Source organism: Altericroceibacterium indicum (assembly GCF_009828105.1).
Lineage (GTDB): Bacteria > Pseudomonadota > Alphaproteobacteria > Sphingomonadales > Sphingomonadaceae > Altericroceibacterium > Altericroceibacterium indicum.
Genome location: NZ_WTYQ01000003.1, coordinates 179,196 through 200,825, shown reverse-complemented (window position 1 = coordinate 200,825; position 21,630 = coordinate 179,196). Strand labels below are relative to the sequence as shown.

Sequence of the window (21,630 nt, the reverse complement as noted above, 5' to 3'; positions counted from 1 at the left end):
TGGGAGTGCTGGATTAGTCTTTGGCTGTCCAACCTTCCATCTGCTCCAGTTCCTTACCGGCCGTTTCGTGAATGAACATCCGAACCAGAAAGAAGCTGACGAAGGCACAGATCGTGTAGAAGGCGTAAGTCACGCCAAGGCCCAGCCCGCTCGCCATTTCAGGGAAAGACTGCACCACGGCATAATTGGCACCCCATTGCGCAAGACCGCAAATGGCCAGGGCAGAGCCGCGCAATTGGTTCGGGAACATCTCACCGAGCATAACCCACATGACTGGCCCCCAACTCGCATTGAAGAAAATAACGTAGAGATTGGCGGCAACCAGCGCGATCATGCCATTGGATGGGGTGAGCACCAGATTGCCCGCTGCATCAAAATCACCATTGGAAAAGACCCAGGTCATCGCGCCAAGCGTTAAGACCATGCCGGCAGAACCGATGAGAAGCAGTGGCTTGCGGCCAATTTTATCAACCAGTCCGATCGCAACGAAACAGGCGCCGATCGAAACAAGGCCAGAAATGATATTGCGCTGAAGCGCTGCCTCTTCCGAAACACCGGCCAGCTTCCACAGCGTTTCGCCATAGTAGAAGATGACATTGATCCCAACGAATTGCTGGAACACGGCCAGTACCAGCCCTGCCCAGACGATGGGGCGCAGGATGGTGCCTTTGGCCATAACGTCGGAAAGCCGAGGGCGGTGATCCAGCGAGAAGCTGGCGCGAATCTCTGCAACCTTGCGCATGGCTGCGTCGCCCCCGAAAATCCGCGCGAGAACGCCGTGCGCTTCTTCTTCACGCCGCTTGCTGACAAGGTAACGCGGGCTTTCAGGGATAAAGAACAAGGCGACAAGATAGATCGCTGCTGGAACAGCCTGTGCCAGATACATCCAGCGCCATGCGGGCCTTCCGGCCAATTCCCCGAGCGAATTTCCGGCCGCTTGTGCAAGGAAGTAATTGACCACAAAGGCCAGTGTCAGCCCTGTGATAATCATGACCTGCTGTACCGATGTCATCCGTCCACGCATACGGGCAGGAGCGACTTCGGAGATATAGGCAGGTGACAGGACGCTCGCCGCACCGACGGACATGCCACCTGCAAAGCGGGCGATAACGAAAATCGTATGGTCCCCGGTCAACCCTTGAATCAACGCTCCGAAGAGGAAGATAATCGCTGAAATCATCATCACGCGTTTGCGCCCGATGGCATCAGCCAAGCGTCCGGCCAGAAAGGCACCGGCCGCACACCCGATCAACAGGGACCCGACGGTGAAGCCGAGACCCGTTTCATCCAGGTTGAAAGCATGTTGAAGTCCGGCTTGGGTTCCGTTGACGGCACCGCTGTCATATCCAAACAACAAGCCGCCAATCGTCGCAACAGCCACAATTGCTGCCACCAGTGGTATATGGACCTGTTCGTCCTGTGATTTATCCATTTTTCCCTCTCCCAGCCCTATTAGACCAGCTTAATGATAGCGCTACCTAAGCGGTAATTGATCTTGGAAGCAAGCATCTCATTTGAGCAATGCCGCATTTCCCCATGTTACCGTATCAGGCTGAAGGGTTTCTGCGGGGCTTCGCGCAACCAACTCCAGAATTTTTGCCCCCGAGATATCCGCTTCCAGTGTCTGTGGTGCATCGCCAAAGCTCTGTGGTTTCGATTTTGCCAGCAATTTCCCGTCTCCGTAAATCTCGAAAGTCACTGGCGCGCTGCGATTGCGGGCAGAATCATCCACTCCTACTTCGGCGGTGAACTGGCGATAGCCCTCATTGCGAACTTCGAGCCTTGAATTGGCAAGGACTCCAAGGCCAGTGGCGTAACGTTTCCCGCCGATCGCCAATTGCTCTCCATAAGGGGTACTGTCCGCCTGCGCGCCGCCCCATCCGCCATAACGGGGATGTTCGCCAGTGCCCCTTGTGCCATTCCAGGGTGTCAGCGCACGATAGGTGACGGGTTCAGGCTCTGGCACCACCACTCCATCATCAGCGGGGTTGATGATGCCGGGCTGTTCGGAAAGATAGATTCCATCGGGCAAAATGCGTTTGCCCCTGGCCCGGAATATGAGGGTTTCCTGAGGGGCGAGGGTAAACTTCTGTTCACCGACGAAACGCATTGTCTTGCCGCTCCACAGGTCGGTGAGGTCAATGCCAGCATTGCTCAGGAATTTGAGATGTTCCGCTGTCAGCACTGCTTCCAGCGGCGCTCTGGTACGGTTGAGGATGGCGACACCCTTTTCGCCATTGGCGAGGGTTTTAACAAAAATCTGGGCGTCGCTTGAATCAAACGCCAGCACTGCCTGATTGCCGGCTTTGTCCTGATTAAGCGCAATGATATCCTGATTGCCGAGAATTTTCATGATTTCAGGGTCGGCCTTGCGCAGATCATAGCCAATCATCAAAGGTGCGTTGAGAATGGCCCACAAGGCGAAATGCGAACGCGCCTGGGTGAGATGATTTGCATCAAATTCGCCTGCCCCAAGATAAAGCATGTCCGGATCGTTCCACGAACCGGGATGGGCATAAAGTGCGCGCCGGCTGGTGGAATCGAGATTGAAAAGCAGGCGGCTCCAGGTGGGGGAAATATCTTCGCTGGTGCGCGACATATTGCCGACATTTTTGGCCCATGAGCGCACATCAGCAGAACCCCACAGGCAGAGGGAAAAGACGAAATCATCGTCAGGATTGTATTTTTCCAGCGAATCTCTGACCTGTTCATAGAGATCCTGAACGGCTGGAATGTCGGTGCGGCCAAGCGAATCGACATCGATCAGCGGTTTCAGGGCGCGATATTGCCCGGATTGAACCTTGGGATCACTGGCGGGCAGCCCGCGAATACCGCAGGCATCGACCTTGATGAGATCAAAGCCCCAATCTTTGAAATAGAGCGCGATATCCTGATCAATATGGCCATAAAGGCCGACTTCGCGTTCCGCCACGCTGCCTTCGGGCTGATTAGGAAAGGTGGATGTGAAGACCTGACCGCAGCTATTGCGGCCGATGTCAGAGTAAATCCCTGCTTTCAGGCCCATCGCATGGAGCTTGTCTGTCAGGGGGCGGAAGCTGCTGCTGCCATCGGGCATGGCAGCGGAAGGGAAATTATCGGTGCGAATAATCATCCGCCCATCTGATGTTCGGCGGTGAAGCCACCAGCCGTCATCAATATCGATGTAACGATAACCCTTTTGGGCCAGGCCTGACTTAACGATAATATCGGCAGATCCGATCAGCTTTTCTTCATCGATATCGCTTGTAAAGGCATTCCAGCTATTCCAGCCCATAGGCGGCAAATCGGCATTGCCACGCTGATAGGCGCTCCATTCACCTGTAGGTTCCAGGTCGCCTTCGGCATGGGCTGCAAGGGGCAGGCAAAAGGCGGCACTGGCCGCGCTGCTGACGAGTATTTTGCTGAAAGCTCTCATTCATCCACTCCGTTGGTCGTGGCGGGCGGAGGCATGAGCGTGAAAGAATCCACGTCCAGATAACCGCCTTGGGAATTGGTGCTGAAACAGGAAATGGCGAATTGCTCACCCTGGAAAGTGCCGGTCCGCCAAGCGAAGGAAAGCGGGAATGTGCCGCCGATTGGCGTCCAGTTCTTGCCGTCAGCGCTGTAAGACAGCGCGCCCGTATCATTGATGAAATCTGCATCCACGGCCATCCACAGCGTGTTGCCGGATGTCAGTGGCTGCTTGGTGCGTTGTTCTTCCACCGGCCCTTCGAGCGTACTGGTTATCACGCTCATATCCACAAAAAGTGCACCGTTTGAAGTGCGATTGGCAGAGAGGGTTGCGCTGTGTTGACCGAACGTGCCGAAACCGCAGCGATCACCTGCGGAAATGTGGCTGAGGTCCAGTTTCACTTCGGCCCGACTGCGAGGCCCTTGTGCCTTTTGCACCAGCGTATTGCGCGCTGACCAGAGGCTGTCTGCCTGAGTTGCGTGAAGCCGTAGGAAACCCGGCCTTTCGCTGAGTGACCAGCGGGTGTTGTCAGGATTATGATTCCATTGCCATTGCAGCCCAAGTGTCGGTTGGCTGAAATCATCCGAACTGGCAGGTTGAGCAGGTGCGTATCCTTGAATAGGCTTTCGGGCGATTTCCGGCACTTTGCCCGGTGCATCAGGTGTTCCCCAAACCGGCCAGCCATCTTGCCAGAAGACCGGGCTGAAATTGGTCATCCGGCCGATGGCGCCTGAATCGACCATGACAAAGCCGAACCAGTCACCATTGGGCAGATCGACCAGCGCACCCTGATGGCCACCTGTCTGATCGTCAATCTGTTCGCGTGTTTCCCACGGACCGTCCAGACTGCGCGCTCTTGAAACCGTCAGCGCCATGCGCGGTGGGATGGCATTAAAGAGATAATACCAGCCATCACGCTTGATGATTTTCGACCCTTCGGCGCCCTTGATGTAGTGAATTTCCCGCGAACGAACGACCTTACGATAATCCTTGTCGAGCGTGAGAAGAGTGATCGTGCCGTCTGAATTCACCGCTGTTGCGATATAACCTGTTCCGTCATCATCGATGAAAAAGCCGGGATCAAAAGCTTCCCGGTCTAGCTCATGGAATTTCCATGGGCCTTTGGGATCATCGGCGTAATAGATTCGCGTGTTCAGCCCGACAGGGGTCACCACCAGATAATAGCGGCCATTGTGATGCCTGAGGCTGGTGGCAAACAGCCCTTTGCGATAGGCATTGCCATCTTTCAGATCATATTGCGGCATGCCTTCGATCCGGTCGATGACATGGCTGTAGATTTCCCAGTTTACCAGATCCTTCGAATGCAGGATCGTTATGCCCGGCACATTGACGAAGGTGGTGGTGGCAAAGAAGAAATCGTCACCCACACGGATGACATCAGGATCGGGATAATCAGCATAGAGCACTGGATTGCGGAATGTACCGTTCCCCTGATCTGACTGCCAAACCTGCGCCGATGAAGGCACAGCAATAGCGGCCAGCGCGAGGGCTGGCATACAATAGAGCGCTTTCATCACTGGCTTGCATCTTCATTGACGAGATGTTCGCTGAAGAAGGGAAGGACATTGTCCTGAAAACGCCAGGCAACGCGGCTTGTGTGATCCCCTTCGTAAATCTCGAACTGGTTGGCAATGTGATAGCTTTGAAGAATATTATGGAGCTTCTCTGTATCGCTCTTCAAACTGTCCTTGTCGCCAACATCCATGGAAATCGCAGCATATTGCCGCAAATTACCGATATATTGATCGACAAACGCCAGCGGTGAATTGGCCGTCCATTTTGCCAATACATCTTCCTGAATCTTGCCATCCTTAATCGGTAGATCGAGGTAGAGCGGCGGGTTGTCAGGGTCTGGAGACCATGCCGCCGCCATCGCCAGTGTCCCCCGCAAAATGAAGGGCAGGCCAGAGGATTCTTGCGGGGACTTCAGCTTACCGAGCGTTGCCTCTATCGAAGGGTCGAAACTGTCGCGAGCCCGGACAGACAGGCAACATGGGCTCATCAGATAAAGCGCGCCAAACACATCTGCATGTTTCATACCGATGCGGGTTGCCCCATATCCACCCATGGAATGCCCCACCAGCCCACGGCTGCGGCGGTCGGCAATCGTGCGGTAATGGCTGTCGATATAGGCGATGAGGTCATGGGCAATGAAGGCTTCAAAGTCCCCCGTTGTGACCGAGCTTGAATACATCGAGCCGTTATGAACGCTTTTGCTGTCAGGCATGACCACGATCATTTCATGCGCCCCTTTGGCGAAGGCGCTTTCGATCGTCTGGGGCACATGAATTTCTCCGGCCCATTGTTCAGCGCCAATGGAGTAGCCGTGCAGGGCGTAGACGACAGGATAGCGCCGCTCAGGATGTTTGGCGTAGCCCGGCGGCAGCATGACCAGAACGGTGCGGTCCGCGCTTTCCCCTTCAAGATTGCCTTCAATCGCAGCCGAATGGACGGTAATTTTCTGCACATTTACCGGTGCGGCATTGACAACCGGCGGTGGAACCTGCGTTCCAACCTGGGCCATTGCGATGGAGGCTGTGCCCAGTGCAAGCGTTGCCAAAGAGGCCAGCCCGAAGTGCCGCACGCTCGATAATGAAATGCACTGCATAGTGCCCTTTGTTTTGTCTGACATATCAACTCTCCCTGTTGATGACACCCGTTCATGAGTGCATTCACACCGTGTATTTCTGGTTTCGCGAATCGAACGTTCACTTTCAGAAATTGTTATTTCGGAGATTTTCTCACCGCTCTGTAAGAAAACCTAAGAAAATAAGTTTTGGTATCGTTATCATTTCGGCATGTGTGAAGTAAAGGATATAGTAAAATTGTTCCTGGAATATCTGTTCAGAGCGGCCGTTTGCGGCGTAAACGGGCCTTTTGCGTGTTTAACTTCCCCTCAGCCATTGCATCACCATCGCGCGGATACGCTTGCGGTTTCCATTGCCTAGTGGACCTAGAATGCCGTGCCTTTCGTCCGGCATGTGGCTGAGCGGATGGCCATTTGGGCGAAAGACGTAATGATCGAAGAAGGCCCTCCAGGCTTGCCGTTCAGCAGCGGGGCGTTCAGCAAGAACGGTCATTGCCAGCATCATTGCGGTGAAGGGGGTGTCCGGCCCTTGCGGGAATCCATCCCACCAGTAATTGACTAATAGGTTGAACGGTTCAGTCGCTTCCACCTGATGCCACCAGAGCTTTGGCAGGTAGAGCGCATCTCCGGGTTCCAGTTCAACAATGATGGCTTCATCGCGAATGGCTTCAAAACGTGGGTAACGCGGATCGCCAATTGTGCTTCCCATGGCCATGCTGATTGGCTGGCCGGCCATGGTGTGATCAATCGGCCCAATATAGAGATCGGCGATGGCTTCAGGCGGATAGAGCGTAAAGCGCCTTTTGCCAGCTGCCACACAGGCCACATTGTCGAAGGTGTCATAATGGCAGGATGCGGTGGAGGCGTTCCCGACCCAGACACGCGGTTCCACATTGGCGGAGAGAAAGGGCAAGCTGTTTTCTTGCTCAAACCCCGGCAAATAATCGCGTGTCGGGATGGAGCCTAAATAGGCTGTCCCTTCTCCGGGCGCTTGAGCAAGACGGAGAATGGTCGCCAGCGCATCAGGCAGGGACAGAGTTTCTCGGCGGAAGTTAAAGCCTTCCGCATTGTCTCCATAATGATAGCGGCCTTGAATATCGGGCGCGCCTATAAAGGCCTGAGCTTGTGCCCCACTATCAAATCTTTGCAGGTAAGCCGCCACATTTTGTGCGCCGGATTGCGCAGCCTGAACAACAGGCCACTCCTTGCACACCCCGCGCAAGAGCTTGGGCTGGCCATATTCCATGATGCCTTCCCGGAAGGCATCAGGATCGGCCAATGCTGCATGAGCAGATTGTGGGAGGGGTTCCAGTGAGTGTGGCACGTGCGGTTCAGGCTGCTGCTGTCAGGCGCATGTTCCGGCGATGGGCCAATATATTCACTTGTTTAAGCGATGCTGCCATCGTGTAAATCAGTTGCAAGTGGCCGGCACGAAACAGGGCCAGCACCTGAGCATCGTCCAATTCATGAAGACGGTCGAGGCTGACAGTGTAGAGTCCCTGCAAATTGACCGTTTCGCCATCGTCAAAGCGCAAGGAAATATCCAGCGGTTCAACCAGACTATCCGCCAAAAGGGCTGCGATAAACCGCTCTGTTTCTGCCATGCCGATGTTCATCTGCCCCAACACGCGCTGAATTTTGCGCAAGACATCGCTGGGCTCTCCATCCGATTCGAACAAAGGTTCACCCGCAGTTTCACTGAAGCGGCTATGTTCAGGATCGATACTGATATTCTCTCCTGTGATGTAAAAAGCTTCTCGGGCAAGGTCGAGCGGTTGGAATGCACCTGCTATCTCCGGCTGTTCGGCAAGCAGATTCTCATTGGCGGTGAAGCCAAATAATGCACCGGCGTAGAAATCTCCGGTCTCAGGGTTCTTGGTCAGAAAAATAGGGCAGACAGAGGCTGCAGCGGAAAATTCATTCACCATTATTTGCCGGAAATGGTCATTGCGCCATGAGGGCTGCTGAATCCGTAGATCCGCGTGCTTTTGCTTATCAAGTAGTTCCATTTTCCTTTTCCTCTCCGGCTTTTTCTTAGCAATTGTTATTGTATCACATGATAGAGTCATGAACTTTGCTAATCTTATTGGCAAAGTTACGGAATCCCGCCATTCCTGCAAGGCGAATGTGATTTATTCTAAATACACGTACAAATTGATATTGATAGCGCTACCTTTTGACGCTAGCATCGTGTCAGAAAATAAATTTGGGAGAATTCTGGCGTCCTGCATTGCGGGGCACAAACTCTCCCGTGCGCATGACGGGCCATAATGGCCTGCTGTTCAATTCCCAAGCTGGCAAAAATGACCAGCAGGAAAAGGAGGGGGTATGAAGACCATTTTCACTCGCGACTCTAAGTCTGCAAAGTTTTTACTTGCTGGCGCTTCTAGCTTTATTGCTCTGGCAATTGCTAATCCGGCCTCAGCTGCAGAGGAAAGTGCTGATGATTGGAGCCTGTCTGCTTCAAATCAACAGACGAATGACACAAGCGATTCGTCCCAAAATGATAGCGCTCTCGCAAAGCGTAATGATAGCGATGATATTGTGGTGGTCGGTATCCGCGGTTCGTTGCAGCGCAACCTTGATGCCAAGCGCGCTGCTCCCGGCGTTGTTGATGTGATTTCTTCCGAAGATATCGGTAAATTCCCTGATAACAACGTGGCGGCCTCGCTGCAGCGACTGCCTGGCATTTCGATTTCTCGGAACGGCCCGCGTGGAGAAGCCACAGGCGTGACGGTTCGCGGCTTTGGCGGCGATTTCAACACGACACTGGTTGACGGACGCCGCCTGTCCACCGCCACTGGTGGCCGTTCGATCGACTTCAGTACCGTCGGCTCTGACTTCCTTGGTAGCCTGACTGTCCTCAAGACACCGGATGTAATGCTGACATCCAGCTCGATCGGCGCGACGATCAATATTGAATATCCCAAGCCATTTGACCGGCCCGGTTTGCAACTGGCCGCGTCCGCGTCCGGTTCAATTCAGGACAAGGCGGGCAAGGTCGTTCCGACAGGTGGCTTGCTGTTCAGCAACACCTTTGCAGACGACACTTTCGGTATTCTGGTCGATGCGATTTATACCCGCCGCGATACTCAGACGAATAATGTCTTCAACCACGGCTTCCCTGGCGGTCGTTATGCCCCCTGCCAGCTCGCGGGAAGCACTGCCACCAGTTGCAATCCTGTGAACCCGGAAACCAACCCTGATGCTGCAGATTCTGACAAGCAGACAGTGGTTGGCTTCTTCTCACAGCAATATGGTGCGCAGCAGCTTTATTCACGCGATGAGCGTGTTGACGGGCGTATTGCCCTTCAGTGGCGCCCGTCCGATGCCGTAGAAATCACGCTCGATAACAATTATTCGAATCAGAAAATCCGTGGCGACAGTGTCGGTGTGGGCATTTGGTTCAATCAGGGCGGTCTGCGCAATGTCGTGCTGGATGAAAACGGTACCACCGTCGATTTCACCCAGAGCGGTTCCCAGACAGACTTCACTGCTGAAACCACGCAATCTTATCAGCGCACCAATATGACCGGCTTGAACATCAAGTGGGACGTCAGCGATAATTTCAAGGTTGAGGCTGACGGGGCCTATTCGCAGAGCTGGCTCAACCCAGACGGCCGTCTCAGCAATATCGGTGCTGATGTTGGTTATGGCTTTGCTATCGGGCCAGCTCTTGGCGTGGCTATTAATGGTGATAGCTCGGATGCTATTCCCCAACTCCATGACTATGGCCCGAATGGGAATGCAGCGGACTGGGCGAATCCAGACTTTATCGGTTCGCATGTTACGGTTAATCAGGCTCAGAAGAACAAGGATACAGTTAAGCAGGCACGTTTGGCGGCGACTTGGGAGCAAGAAGGGCTGACGCTAAGATTTGGCGGGTCTTATCTGGAAGATCACTATAAATTCCAAGCGTCTAACACTTTCACCAATAATTTCTGGCAGGCGTACTCCGGCTATGGCCCCGCATCAGGAACGTCAGGCGGCGTCGCTATTCCGGCTGATTTGTTCAAGGGGACTATTAGCACTGACGGCTTCATCCCGGGCTTCTCTGGTTCGCTGCCGCCGGTACTGCTGGACTTCACTGCGCAGGACTATCAGGCCTTCCTGACTGCACTCGGTAATCCGCAGGCACAGAATATTCCTGGTTATGGCTATGGCTGTTGCAACGGTGATTTCACCGGAACTTTCGATGTTGCGATCGATCCGGGCAGTGTGCGCGATATTCAGGAAAAGACCTGGGCGCTGTATATGCGGGCGAATTTCGAAACCGAAATTGCTGATATGCCGTTCTACTTCAACGCTGGTTTGCGGCAGGAAGTGACGCATCTCAGTTCGACCGGTATCGGGCGTTTGCCTATTGGCCTCACACGCAGCGATACTGATCCGACATTGCTGACCGTTGCTTTCAGTGAATCGCAGGATGTGACGACGAAAAGCGATTATTCCTATTTGCTGCCAAGTGTAGATATGAAGTTGCTGCTCAGCGATTCACTGCACTTGCGTTTTGATGCGTCACGTACCTTAACGCGTCCGGGGCTGGATCTTCTCTCCCCAGCATTGAATATCGGCAGTGGCCAGCGTGTCGGTGCGCTGACGGCTGATGGCGGAAATCCTAACCTGAAGCCTTATCTGGCGGACAATTTCGACTTCGCGGTGGAATGGTATTACCAGCCCAATTCCTACGCTTCAGCTAATGTGTTCATCAAGAACGTCTCCAACTTCGTGGTGCAGGGCACCCAACGCCAGACGATCAATGATGTGATTGACCCGAGTACAGGTCAGCCAGCGCAATTCACTGTTTCTCAGCGCGTGAATGGACCTGACGCGACGGTGAAGGGCATCGAACTTGCCTGGCAGCATGTGTTTGGGGACAGCGGTTTTGGCTTCAATGCCAATGCTACCTTTGTCGAAACCAATAAGCCATATGATCCCGATGATATAAGCCAGAGCGGCTTTGCCGTGACCGGCCTTGCCAACTCGGCAAACTTTGTCGGCTTCTTTGATAAATATGGGTTCCAGGCGCGCGTAGCAGTCAACTGGCGTGATGAATATCTCTCAGCCTTTGGACAGTTGCAGAATACCAGTGCATTCGGTGCAGAGCCGACATTTGTTGACGCGAACACCCAGGTGGACGTGACGACGAGTTATCAGCTCACAGAAGGCATCAGCGTTTTCGCCGATGTGCAGAATGTCACCAATGCCACGCAGAGCACGCATGGCCGTTACAGCAACCAACTGCTCGATGTGTATGCTTACGGGCGTCGCTACAGCGCTGGTGTGCGCGCTCGTTTCTGAGCTCTCCCCTGACCGGGGACATCCTGTAGGGTGTCCCCGGTTCTTCTTTGTGGAGGTGTTGGATGGTGAAGCCGGTCAAACATATCGTTATCGTAGGAGGCGGCACGGCAGGCTGGCTCACCGCTGGCGTGATTGCCGCCCGGCACAAAGGGCGGATGGCATCCGGCTTTACTGTAACGCTGGTCGAATCGCCCAACACTCCTATTATCGGAGTGGGAGAAGGCACTTGGCCTACCTTGCGCACGACCTTGCAGCGGATGGGCGTTTCGGAAAGCGACTTCTTCCGCGAATGTGATGCCTCTTTCAAGCAGGGTGCAAAATTTGCCCGCTGGACCACGGGCACTCCAGATGACGCATATTATCACCCTTTGATGCTGCCGCAGAGCTTTGCCCAGCTAAATCTTGTACCCCATTGGCTCGCGGGTTCAGAAGCTGTTGAGCCAAGCGGCGCGATGAGCTTCTGCGACGCAGTCTCCCCACAGGGGAAAATCTGCGACGACGGGCTGGCACCCAAAACGATCGCCACCCCGGAATATGACGGGCTGGCCAATTATGCCTACCATCTTGATGCGGGGAAATTCGCACCTTTCTTGCAGCGTCACTGCTCCGAGAAATTGGGCGTTCGCCATGTACTGGCCGATGTGGAGCAGGTCAAACTGGCGGAGGATGGCGATATTCAGTCGATCGTCACCACACAGGCAGGAGAAATTACCGGTGATTTGTTTGTCGATTGCACCGGATTTAAAGCGCTTCTGATCGGCGATGCTTTGCAGGTTCCGTTTCGCGATTGCAGCGACATATTGTTCTGCGACACCGCCCTTGCGGTGCAGATGCCTTATGACAATGCGGCTAGCCCGATTGCATCACACACGATCTCCACCGCCCAATCGGCAGGTTGGATCTGGGACATTGGCCTGCCTTCACGCCGTGGGATAGGCCATGTCTATTCCAGCCGGCATATTTCGGACGAAGACGCCGAGCGCGAATTGCGGGCCTATATTGGCGCTGCGGGCAAGGATCTCACTTTACGCAAAATTCCGATCCGGTCGGGTCACCGCGAGACATTCTGGAAGCGCAATTGCGTTGCCGTGGGGCTGGCCGCTGGTTTTCTTGAGCCGCTCGAAGCGTCAGCGATTGTGCTGATTGAACTGTCTGCAAAGATGATCGCGGAACAAATGCCGGTCTGCCGTGAGGTAATGGATGTGATCGCACATCGATTTAACGCCACTACTCATTATCGCTGGGGGCGGATTATCGATTTTCTCAAGCTGCATTATGTGCTGACCAAGCGTACGGACAGCGCTTTCTGGCGTGATAATCTGTTACCTGAAACGATCCCGGATCGGCTGCAGGAACTGATGCTCTTGTGGCAATATCAATCGCCTTGGTTTCACGATGAATTTGACCGGGTGGAGGAGGTCTTCCCGCCAGCCAGCTATCAATATGTGCTCTATGGGATGGGGTTTCGCACACAAGTCGAACCCGAAGCACTGACCAGCGAAGCGCGTATCGCTGAACAGGCTATCCGCGCCAATGTCATTCAAACGGAGCGTCTGCGAACCGGATTGCCGCGCCACCGTGATCTTATCAACAAGATCGTGGAACGCGGGATGCAGCCGGTGTGATCGCCAGAGAAACGACGCTCCTGCAACGTAATTAATCGTGAGAGGAAACATAATGAGAGCATGGAAAAGCCGATTGCTGGCTGCGAGCGGTTTTGCACTGGCCAGCATGACAGCCATGTCTGCAGGGAATGCGCAGGCGCAGGATACTGCCGCCCATCAGGCCAGCACTGCCCAATCTGCCGAATGGCAAAAAGCAGATCAGATGGCTGAAAAAATCGTCAGCCAGTTGACCTTGGATGAAAAGTTCGACCAACTTCTCAATACAGCCCCAGCCATTCCACGCCTCAAGATTCCGGCCTATAATTGGTGGACCGAAAGCTTGCATGGTGCACTTGGCCCGGTGCCGACGACCAATTTTCCTGAACCTGTGGGTCTGGCCGCGACATTCGATACCGAACTGGTCCATGATGTCGCCGGGTCTATCAGCACCGAAGTGCGCGGGCTTCATGCACTGGGCCGGGAAACCGGGAAGCTGGGCCGGATTGGCACGGGGCTCGATACATGGTCACCCAATATCAATATTTTCCGTGATCCGCGTTGGGGCCGGGGCCAGGAAACCTATGGCGAAGATCCTTTCCTGACGGCTCGGATGGGTGTCGCTTATGTGGAAGGAATGCAGGGGCCGAACCCTGATCTTCCAGATGTGGTGGCTACACCGAAGCATTTCGCGGTCCATAACGGGCCGGAAGCGACCCGCCACCATGCTAATGTCTTCGTGTCAAAACACGATCTGGAAGACACTTATCTGCCCGCCTTCCGCGCTGCCATTGTCGAGGCGAAAGCCGGATCTGTCATGTGCGCCTATAATAGGGTGGATGGGGCACCTGCCTGCGCCAGTGAGGAATTGCTGAAAGATACTTTGCGCGATGCCTGGGGCTTTACCGGCTATGTTGTGTCTGATTGCGATGCAGTGCGCGATATTAGCGAAAACCATCATTATGCACCCGACCCGGCAACGGGCGTCACCGCAGCATTGTGGGCAGGGGTGGACAATGAGTGCAACACGCAAACCCTGTCAGACACCGCAGGGCTGGGCGAACGCTATCGCGATGCGCTGAACCGGGGTTTGATTACCGAAAATGATATTGACCGGGCGTTGGTGCGGCTGTTCTCAGCTCGATATCGCAATGGCGATCTGGCCGGTGTGCGCCCTTTGAGCACTAGCATGTCTTCGGTGCGTGACATTGCGACACCTGCCCATCGCGCCTTAGCCTTGAAGGCCGCTGAACGCAGCCTCGTTTTGCTCAAGAATGATGGGATTCTACCGTTCCAGACCGCCGGAATGCGTGTGGCTGTAATCGGCCCCCTGGGCGATGCTACCCGCGTGTTACGGGGCAATTACTCTTCCCCGATGTCGGGTGAGCCTGTTTCCGTGCTGGAAGGTCTGCGCGCGGCGATGCCGAAAGCCAAGGTGCAATATGTTCCCTTTGGTGAATCATACACTGACAGCGACACGGTGCCGGAAAGTGCATTGCAAACGGAAGATGGCAAGCCGGGTCTTACGGCTCATTATTACAACCCCATCGGCAAGGCGCCTGAGCGCTTTGCACCCGGTGAGCTGGAAAAATATGATGCCACCGTTCGCTATGAGGCAAAGCCCGCGCTGATACAGCGTGAAAGCGATGTCCATGGCCGTGGGTTGGGGCTTGGCAAAGTGGCCGATCACCACAAGGTGGTTTGGACCGGCTTTATCGTCCCCAAGGAAAGCGGCACCTATCGGCTCGGTCTTGGTGGCCGTGGCGGGGTGATGAATTTCGAAGGCAAGCCTTTCATCGATATGTCCGAGGCGAGCTGGGGTACGTTGCCCAATTTCAAGACGGTGACCCTGGAAGCGGGCCACAAATATCCGGTGGAAGTCAGCTCGCAGGCGATGGGGTCGTCCAATGTCGGGCTGGTGTGGAAGAAAATTTCCGCTGACCCTGTGAAAGCGATGCAGGCCGCAGCGCGTGATGCAGATGTGCTGGTGGCTGTGGTTGGTCTCACATCGGATCTGGAAGCAGAAGAAGCACCGGTGGAAATCCCCGGCTTCGATGGTGGGGACAAGACCACGCTCGATCTGCCTGCTGACCAGCTTGCATTGTTGGCTGAAGCCAAAAAGACCGGCAAGCCGATTGTGCTGGTGGCGATGAATGGCAGCCCGATCAATCTGTCCTGGGCGAAAGACAACGCTGCCGCCGTGCTGGAAGCATGGTATCCGGGGGAAACCGGCGGGGAAGCGATTGCCAATGTGCTGACCGGCAAAACTAACCCATCCGGCCGTTTGCCCCTGACCTTCTATCGCAGCGTAGATGATCTGCCACCGTTTGAAGATTATGACATGAAGGGGCGGACCTATCGCTATTTTGAAGGCAAGCCCGTCTATTCCTTCGGTTATGGCCTCAGCTACACAGATTTCACCTATGCGCCGCTGACGATCACGCCGAGCGCGCAAGGGGCCGGGCAAGGCCTGCGTGTTGCGACCGAAATCCGCAACAGCGGATCGCGGGAAGGGGATGAAGTGGCGCAGCTTTATCTCAATTTCCCGGATAAGCCCGGCACGCCAGAAATCGCCTTGCGCGGTTTCCAGCGGGTGACGTTGAAACCGGGTGAAAGCCGCAAGGTGGTGTTCGATCTCACCCCACGCGATCTCAGCGCGGTGGATCTGGACGGCAACCGCATGGTCTTCACCGGGAATTATACTGTCAGTGTTGGGTCTGCTCAGCCGGGCAGTGGCCTTGCTTTCCAGTCAGGCAGTTTCTCCGTTCAAAATGCGGTTGCTCTGCCGAAGTAACTTAACTGAAGTCCGGGCCGGTCACTATCGTCGGCCGGCCCGCGACCAATTCAATCACGCGTTCACCTGATCCCCATTGAATGGTCTTATGGCCGGGGACATCAGACAGGATTGTGGCGTTGACCAGCGCGCCGTTTTTCCAGGCGATATCCACCTTGCACCTCCCCCGTGCCCTGAGGCCTTTGATGGCACCTTCTGGCCATGCTGATGGCAATGCGGGAAGCAGGCGGATGGTATCGCCGTGATTTTGCATCAGCATTTCAGCAATGGCAGCCGTACCCCCGAAATTCCCATCGATCTGAAACGGCGGGTGGGCATCGAACATATTGGGATAGGTCCGCTCCCGCCCCAGCAGGTAATGCAGGATCGCATGGGCATGGTCGCCTTCGCGTAAGCGGGCCCATAGATTGGCCCGCCAGGCAGTTGCCCAGCCGGTGGATTCATCACCCCGCATGATAAGAGATGTGCGCGCGGCCTGTGCAAGTTCGGGCGTGCTATCAAGCGATATCTGATGGCTGGGGTAGAGGCCATAGAGGTGGGACACGTGGCGGTGATGGGGTTCAGGTGCAGTGAGGTCCCAATCCTCCAGCCATTCCTGTAATTGCCCGGCTTGCCCAATCTGGTCAGGCGCAAGCTGGCTGCGTGCTGCGCGCCATTGCGCGGCAAGATCAGCATCGACATTGAGCAGTTCTGCGGCTCTGGAGGTTTGATCGAACAGGTCGCGCAGGATTTGCCGGTCCATCGCCGGCCCTGCACAGACTGCAATCTCTCCATGATGGCAGTTTTCCGGCGAAATGGAGGGATTGGTGACAAGCGTTCCGCTGGTGGAATCACGTTGCAAAGTGTCGAGGAAGAACAGCGCGGAGCCTCGCAGCAGGGGGTAGATGTCCTTCAGGAAGGCTGCATCACGATGGTAGTCGTAATGGTCCCACAAATGGGTGCAGAGCCACGCGCCACCCATCGGCCACAGGCCCCATTGCGCCCCGTCAATCGGAGCGGTGGCCCGCCACAGGTCAGTGTTGTGATGGGCCACCCATCCGCGTGCGCCATACATGCTGCGGGCTGTCCGGGTGCCTGTCACCGCCAGATCACGCACCATCTCCACTAGCGGGGCCACACATTCACCAAGGCCGGTTATTTCAGCGGGCCAGTAATTCATCTCCGTATTGATGTTGATGGTATATTTGGAGCCCCATGGTGGATTGACCGATTCATTCCAGATGCCCTGCAGATTGGCGGGCTGGCTCCCCGGCCGGGAAGAGGCAATCAGCAAATAGCGGCCATATTGAAAATAGAGCGCGGCGAGCGACGCTGATGGCGAGCTTTCGTTCCGCCGCAGCCGCTCATCCGTGGGCAGACTGGCTGCAGCGTCAGTGCCAAGATCGAGAGAAACACGCCGGTAAAGCCTGCGATGTTCATATGCCGTCCTTTGCGCCATTTCGGCAAAGGAAATATTGCGGGCATTGTGGATTTGCCGGGCCGTAACCGCTTTGGGGTCTCCTTCAGGATCATCAAAGCGGCGATAGCTTGTTGCCATGGCAATAAAGAGGGTGACGCTGCTCGCCCCTTCGAGCACAAGCGCATTGTCGCGGACAGCCAGCGCGCCACCTTCGGGAATGGCCGCAACCCTAGTGGAAAAACGCAAGGCTCCCGGTGTGTCCGGCCCATCGCCATTATGCCCGATCAGGTGAATCTCACCATTCTCAACCCGCCAGGAAGCCTTATGCGGAGTCAGCAGCGCTGCTTTCAGATTGAGAGCAGTGGGTTGGTCTGCCGTGATGTGGATGGCCAGTACCTGATGATGAGGCGATGCGATGATTTGGCGGGTGTAGTGCACTCCGCCGACAGTGAAGCGGGTGCTGGCGATGGCGCTATCGAGATTGAGATCACGTTCATAATCCTGTGCGTCGTCAGTTTCGCCACTGCCGATAGTCAGCATCAGATCGCCCATGGTCTGATAAGCCATCTGGCTGGCGGGAGTGGCGATCAGTTCGGCATTGGCAAGCTCCTGCGCCGCGGCGTAATCACCAGCCTCTATCAGCCGGCGCACTTCGGGCAGGGCGGCGTTGGCCCTGGGGTTGACCGGATCATAAGGCCCGCCGCTCCACAGAGTGTCTTCATTGAGCTGCAAGCGTTCCGTACCGATGCCGCCGAACACCATCGCGCCGATCCGGCCATTGCCTACAGGAAGAGCCTCGACCCATTCTTGCGCAGGCTGGCGATACCAAAGGCGATCAGAGTGAGGGCGTGGGCCTTTTTCTTCTTTTTCTTCGCGCGCGTGAAGGTGCATCGGCAGTGCCATGCTGGCAGCACCTGCTGTCGAAGCTTCCAGAACAGCGCGGCGCGTGAATTGCGTTTTCAACCTATCTCTCCCGTTTGGTCTCTGCGCTCCAGCCGATGTTTTAGGTGGAGGGTAGCGCTACCAATATGGTGTAAGGAGTATGATGGTGCGTGGAGAAGGTCAATTATACTGGAGCTGCTTCGCCAGAGATTTCATCGCTATGGCGATAAGTCACCTTGGCAAGGCGAACTTCCACCTCCATGACAGGGGGATGAAGACTGTGTTCCTGACTATCGTCGCAGCGCTGTTTGCGTTGCTCGCTCCTTCCGCCATGGCGCAGGGGCAGCCAGATGCCGATGCCGTAGCCCGTTTCCGCAATACTTTGCGTGAAGCACCACTGGTGCCCAAAGTTGCGCCAGACGGCTATGATGTGACGATTGTTGAATTTTTCGATTACCAATGCGGCTATTGCAAGAAGCAGCATCTGGCGTTCGAAGAATTGATGAAAAGCGATCCCAAGGTGCGGATTGTCTATCGGGACTGGCCCATCTTTGGCGGGGAGTCTGACTTTGCTGCTCGTGCTGCACTGGCTTCCCAGTTTCAGGGCAAGCATGATGCGTTTCACGATGCGCTGATGCGCCATCAGGGCAAATTGTCACGTGCGGATATCAAGGCCGCTGCACGCAGTGCCAGAGTGGATTGGGAGCGGCTGAACGCGGATCTCACCAAACATGCGGCAAAGATTGATGCGGTTCTGGCGCAGAGCAATCGGCAGGCTCGAATTTTGGGACTTCAGGGCACACCCGGCATGGTGATTGGCAATTACCTGGTCCCCGGTGCATTGGGGTTGAAAGATTTGCGCGCAGCTGTTGAACAGGCCCGTTCACAAAGCTGAGCCTTTTCTTAATGATGACTATTGCCCCACTTCCCTGTAGAGCCTGAGCCATGGGACTGATCCGCAAATTCCTGCAAGGGCATTATCGCCTTGTCGCCATCATCATGGCGCTGGCTCTGTGCCTGAAATTTGCGGTGCCGACTGGCTATATGGTCGATTCAGCGCAGGATTTTCTCTCCTTGCGAATTTGTGATGGGCAGACTGGTGGCGCGGCGCTTCTAGTGAAGGTTCCAATGAAGGGCGTGTCTATGCATCATGGCGATGATGGTGACACGGCTTCGCATGCAGCCAATCACTGCCCCTTTGCGACCATGGCCATGAGCGGGCTTGAAGCGAGCGACGTGGTCCTGCTGCTGATTGCTCTGGCCTTTATCATGGCGCTTGGTTTCGCGCCGCTGACTACCCCTGATCTGAGACGTATCTTTTACGCCAGACCACCGCTTCGCGGCCCCCCCTTCTCCATCCTGCACCCGTGACAAGACCGCCCAATTGCGGGCGAAATTGAATGATGTACGGCCCGAACTGTCGGGCCATGATGGATGACATATGATGATGATTTGGAAAGCCGCGTTTCGCGCGGGGTTGGTGGCTGGCTGCTGCGTGCCGGTGATGGCACAGGCACAGGATACGAATGACGCTACGCTTGGTGCGCAAGTGACGGTCGCCATGCCTGACCCGGCAACAGAATTGGATCGCGCCAGCATCGCGCGCAAGCAGTCCAGCACCAGCGATATGGCAGAGGTGGTTGCTGATTTACCCGGTGTCAGCGGTGCAACGGGCGGTGGTTTTTCGACTATGCCGGCCATTCGCGGTCTTGGGGAACAGCGCCTCGCAGTGCTGGTCGATGGGCAGTTGATTGATGCAGCCTGCCCCAATGATATGAACTCACCGCTTTCTTACGCTGATCCGCAGAATATTGCCTCGGTTAGCGTGCTGACGGGCGTTGCTCCGGTCAGTGCAGGGGGGGACAATATTGGCGGGGTGATTTCAGTTGAAAGCGCGCCTCCGCTGTTCTCGACCTCAGATGCTTTGCTGGTGACGGGCGATGCCTCCACTTTCTATCGTTCCAACGGTGATGGTTTTGGCGGAGCGGTGAAGCTCACCGTCGCTGGCCGCAAGCTCAGCGCGACCTATACCGGCTCCTACATCCAGTCAGATCAATATGACGGCGGGGGGAGCAAGGGGCTCGTCCGGTCAACCGAATATGCCAAGACGGATCATGCGCTGGCGCTGGCCTATCAAACCGGGGCTGGCCTCATCAAGCTGAAGGGTGGCTATCATTTCTCGCCTTATGAGGGCTTCCCCAATCAATATATGGATATGACATCCAACAAGAGCTGGTTCCTCAATGGCAGCTATCGCGGGGTTTACGATTGGGGTGATCTCGATCTGTCGATGGCGTATCGCGACACCCGTCACAAAATGAACTTCCTTGAAGACAAGCTTCCCGGCGATATGCCGATGAACACGCAGGTGCACAGCTTCAACACTTCGGCCAAGGTCAGCCTGCCTGTGACGGAGCGGGACACGCTGCGACTGGGAAGCGAATTTCACCATCAATGGCTCAATGATTACTGGCCGCCTGTCGCTGGCAGCATGATGATGGGGCCGAACACGTTCATCAACATCAACAAAGCGACGCGCGACCGGATTGGCCTTTATGGTGAATGGGAAGCGCAATGGAGCGATCAGCTTTCCACCATTGCCGGTGTCCGTTTTGAACGGGTGGAAATGGATACGGGTGATGTCGCACCCTATGGCACCAGTATGATGAACATGGCCGATGTGATGGCCGCCAATGCCTTCAACGCGGTCGGCCATAAGCGCGTGGACAACAATTGGAATGGCTCTTTGCTGGTCAATTATGCGCTGAATGATTGGGCTTCGCTGGAGCTGGGCTATGCCCATAAGACCCGTTCGCCCAATATCTATGAACGCTACACATGGGGTCGTGGCTCCATGGCGAGCCGGATGATCGGCTGGTATGGTGATGGCAATGGCTATGTCGGTAATCTCGATCTGAAGCCTGAGCGGGCCGATACTTTCAGTGCGGCATTGTCTTTTGCCGGGAAGGGCGGCTGGAGCCTGCGCGTTTCGCCCTACTACACCCATGTGAATGACTATATCGATGCTGCCTTTGTGCAGGATCTGACCGACATGATGGGGATGCCAAGCGGTTTTGTGCAGCTTCAATTCGCCAATCAGAAGGCTGAGTTTTACGGCGTGGATGTGTCAGGCGCAGTCGATCTGTGGAAGGGCAGCGGCCAAAATGGGACCAAGCTTAACGCATCGCTCTCATGGCTCAGGGGCAATAACCTTACTGACGATGGCCCACTCTATCGTCAGATGCCGCTGAACGCTAAGGCAGGCCTCACGCATCGCCAAGGTGCTCTGGAACTGGGCGCGGATCTGGAATGGGTGGATGCCAAGACCCGCCTTGATGCCACCCGCCACGAAATGCGCACCGATGCCTATGCGTTGGTCAATCTCAGCGCAGCCTACACTATCGCGGGTGCCCGCTTGAGCGTGGATGCAACCAATCTCTTCGATAAGGCCTATGATCTGCCGATGGGCGGGGTGTCGCTGGGGGATTATGGAGTGACGGGCGATTTGCGCAATGTGCCGGGCCGGGGCCGGTCCATCAATGTCGGGCTGAGCACCAGCTTCTAAAAACACAAATTCGGATACGAAACAGGCGG

13 protein-coding genes are annotated in these 21,630 nt (G+C 55.5%); 6 read left to right on the top strand and 7 right to left on the bottom strand.

Going from position 1 to position 21,630, the window contains the following annotated elements; genetic code table 11:
• Positions 1-13: 13 nt before the first annotated feature.
• The 6 genes from GRI39_RS09380 to GRI39_RS09355 form a co-directional block, all read right to left on the bottom strand.
• Positions 14-1,432, bottom strand: a complete 1,419-nt coding sequence (locus tag GRI39_RS09380) for a sugar porter family MFS transporter (protein WP_160739447.1) — start codon at positions 1,430-1,432, stop codon at positions 14-16.
• 78 nt (positions 1,433-1,510) lie between these two features.
• Positions 1,511-3,415, bottom strand: a complete 1,905-nt coding sequence (locus GRI39_RS09375) for an NPCBM/NEW2 domain-containing protein (RefSeq protein ID WP_160739446.1) — start codon at positions 3,413-3,415, stop codon at positions 1,511-1,513.
• Entirely contained in the window at positions 3,412-4,986 is a 1,575-nt protein-coding gene (locus tag GRI39_RS09370) for a glycoside hydrolase family 43 protein (RefSeq protein WP_160739445.1), read from the bottom strand. Before GRI39_RS09370 ends, GRI39_RS09375 begins: the two co-directional genes overlap by 4 nt.
• Complete coding sequence (locus GRI39_RS09365) at positions 4,986-6,104, bottom strand: alpha/beta hydrolase (protein ID WP_343033326.1); 1,119 nt, start codon at positions 6,102-6,104, stop codon at positions 4,986-4,988. The genes GRI39_RS09370 and GRI39_RS09365 overlap by 1 nt, the downstream gene beginning before the upstream one ends.
• Before the next feature lie 253 nt (positions 6,105-6,357).
• Positions 6,358-7,383, bottom strand: coding sequence for a cupin-like domain-containing protein (locus GRI39_RS09360; protein ID WP_343033325.1), 1,026 nt, complete (start codon positions 7,381-7,383; stop codon positions 6,358-6,360).
• Positions 7,384-7,390: 7 nt separating this feature from the next.
• Positions 7,391-8,068, bottom strand: a complete 678-nt coding sequence (locus tag GRI39_RS09355) for a SapC family protein (RefSeq protein WP_160739444.1) — start codon at positions 8,066-8,068, stop codon at positions 7,391-7,393.
• Positions 8,069-8,387: 319 nt separating this feature from the next.
• On the opposite strand from GRI39_RS09355, the gene GRI39_RS09350 reads away from it, so the two are divergent.
• The 3 genes from GRI39_RS09350 (at position 8,388) to GRI39_RS09340 (ending at position 15,755) form a co-directional block, all read left to right on the top strand.
• Positions 8,388-11,360 (top strand): TonB-dependent receptor, encoded by a 2,973-nt coding sequence (locus tag GRI39_RS09350; protein WP_160739443.1) that lies wholly within the window; start codon positions 8,388-8,390, stop codon positions 11,358-11,360.
• Positions 11,361-11,422: 62 nt separating this feature from the next.
• Entirely contained in the window at positions 11,423-12,985 is a 1,563-nt protein-coding gene (locus tag GRI39_RS09345) for a tryptophan halogenase family protein (protein ID WP_211371529.1), read from the top strand.
• 52 nt (positions 12,986-13,037) lie between these two features.
• Positions 13,038-15,755 carry a glycoside hydrolase family 3 C-terminal domain-containing protein gene (locus tag GRI39_RS09340; RefSeq protein ID WP_246205009.1) on the top strand — a complete coding sequence of 906 codons (2,718 nt, stop codon included), beginning with the start codon at positions 13,038-13,040 and terminating at the stop codon, positions 15,753-15,755.
• A gap of 1 nt (position 15,756) precedes the next feature.
• On the opposite strand, the gene GRI39_RS09335 is transcribed toward GRI39_RS09340, so the two are convergent.
• Entirely contained in the window at positions 15,757-18,117 is a 2,361-nt protein-coding gene (locus tag GRI39_RS09335; RefSeq protein WP_246205008.1) for a glycoside hydrolase family 95 protein, read from the bottom strand.
• A gap of 139 nt (positions 18,118-18,256) precedes the next feature.
• On the opposite strand from GRI39_RS09335, the gene GRI39_RS09330 reads away from it, so the two are divergent.
• From GRI39_RS09330 to GRI39_RS09320, 3 genes are all read left to right on the top strand, one after another.
• Entirely contained in the window at positions 18,257-18,931 is a 675-nt protein-coding gene (locus GRI39_RS09330) for a DsbA family protein (RefSeq protein ID WP_246205007.1), read from the top strand.
• Between the two features lie 50 nt (positions 18,932-18,981).
• A complete protein-coding gene (locus GRI39_RS09325; protein ID WP_160739441.1) occupies positions 18,982-19,407 on the top strand; it encodes a DUF2946 family protein in 426 nt (141 codons plus the stop codon).
• Positions 19,408-19,477: 70 nt separating this feature from the next.
• Entirely contained in the window at positions 19,478-21,601 is a 2,124-nt protein-coding gene (locus GRI39_RS09320) for a TonB-dependent receptor plug domain-containing protein (protein WP_425482331.1), read from the top strand.
• Positions 21,602-21,630: the final 29 nt, after the last annotated feature.